Raw genomic sequence first — 1,285 nt, 5'->3', positions numbered from 1 at the left:
TGTATAGACCGGGGACATGGGTAACGGGTGTGCCAGGACATGGGTAACGCTTTCAAGGGTTGCAAGCCCTTGGAGGAAGCCCATGGTCTGGATGGAGAAGAGCACCGTGTCCCTGCGTCAAGAATTCGTCCGGCTGGCCAGCCAGGATGGTGCGAACAAGCGAGCGCTGTGCCGGCACTTCGGCATCAGCCCCAAGACGGGCTACAAGTGGTTGGCGCGAGCCGGCGACGGGCCGCAGGCTACTCTGATGGACCGCAGCCGCCGTCCGCACTCCTCGCCCGCGCGCAGCCCCGAGACCACCGAGCAAGCGGTGCTGGCCTTGCGCCGTGAGCACCCGGCCTGGGGCGGACGCAAGATTGCTCGGCGTCTGGCCGACCTCGGTCAGGCCCAACTCGCGCCCAGCACCGTCACCCACATCCTGCATCGCCACGGTCTCATCACGCCCGAAGCCAGCCGCGCTGCCCAGCCTTGGCAGCGCTTCGAGCACGACACACCCAACAGCCTGTGGCAGATCGACTTCAAGGGGCACTTCGCCACGCTGGCCGGGCGCTGCCATGGGCTCACGCTGCTGGATGACCACTCGCGCTTCAGTCTGCTGCTTGGCGCGCTATCGCGTACCGACACCGCCCCCGTGCAAGCCCAGCTCACCCAGGCGTTTCGTCGCTATGGGCTGCCACTACGCATCAACGCCGACAACGGCGCGCCCTGGGGCAGCCCCAGCGCGGGCGGGCGCAGCCTGAGTGAGCTGGCGATCTGGTTGATCCGGCTGGGCGTGCGTGTGAGCTTCAGCGCGCCGTATCACCCACAGACCAACGGTAAATTGGAGCGTTTCCATCGCTCGCTGGACGTGGAAGTGATCGCGGGCCAGAACTTCAAGGATCACGCCTCAGTGCAGTGCGCATTCGACACCTGGCGCCAGACCTACAACTGCGAGCGGCCGCACGAGGCGCTACAGATGACGGTGCCTGCCGAGCACTACCGGGTGAGCGCCTTGAGCTATCCTGAGAAACTCAAGGACATCGAATACCCGAGCACCGATACCGTGATCACGGTGGGCTGGAATGGCTTCATTCACTTCCAGGGCCACAAGCTGAGAATGTCAACGGCGTTGCATCGGTTGCCGGTCGGCATTCGGCCTCATCCCGAGCGAGACGGGGTGCATGATGTGTACTTCTGCCATCAGCGCTTCATGCAGATCGACCTGCATGCGCTGCGCGCTGATACTTGAGTCGAAGGTGTTACCCATGTCCTGGCACACCCGTTACCCATGTCCCCGGTCTATACA

General features: G+C 64.1%; 1 protein-coding gene. It reads left to right on the top strand.

All coding sequences use genetic code 11. From position 1 onward, the window contains the following. The first annotated feature begins 82 nt into the window (after positions 1-82). Entirely contained in the window at positions 83-1,228 is a 1,146-nt protein-coding gene (locus ACYVH8_RS12760; protein WP_460489194.1) for an IS481 family transposase, read from the top strand. Positions 1,229-1,285: the final 57 nt, after the last annotated feature.

Source organism: Curvibacter fontanus (assembly GCF_054780335.1).
This window is presented reverse-complemented; position numbering and strand designations above follow the sequence as displayed.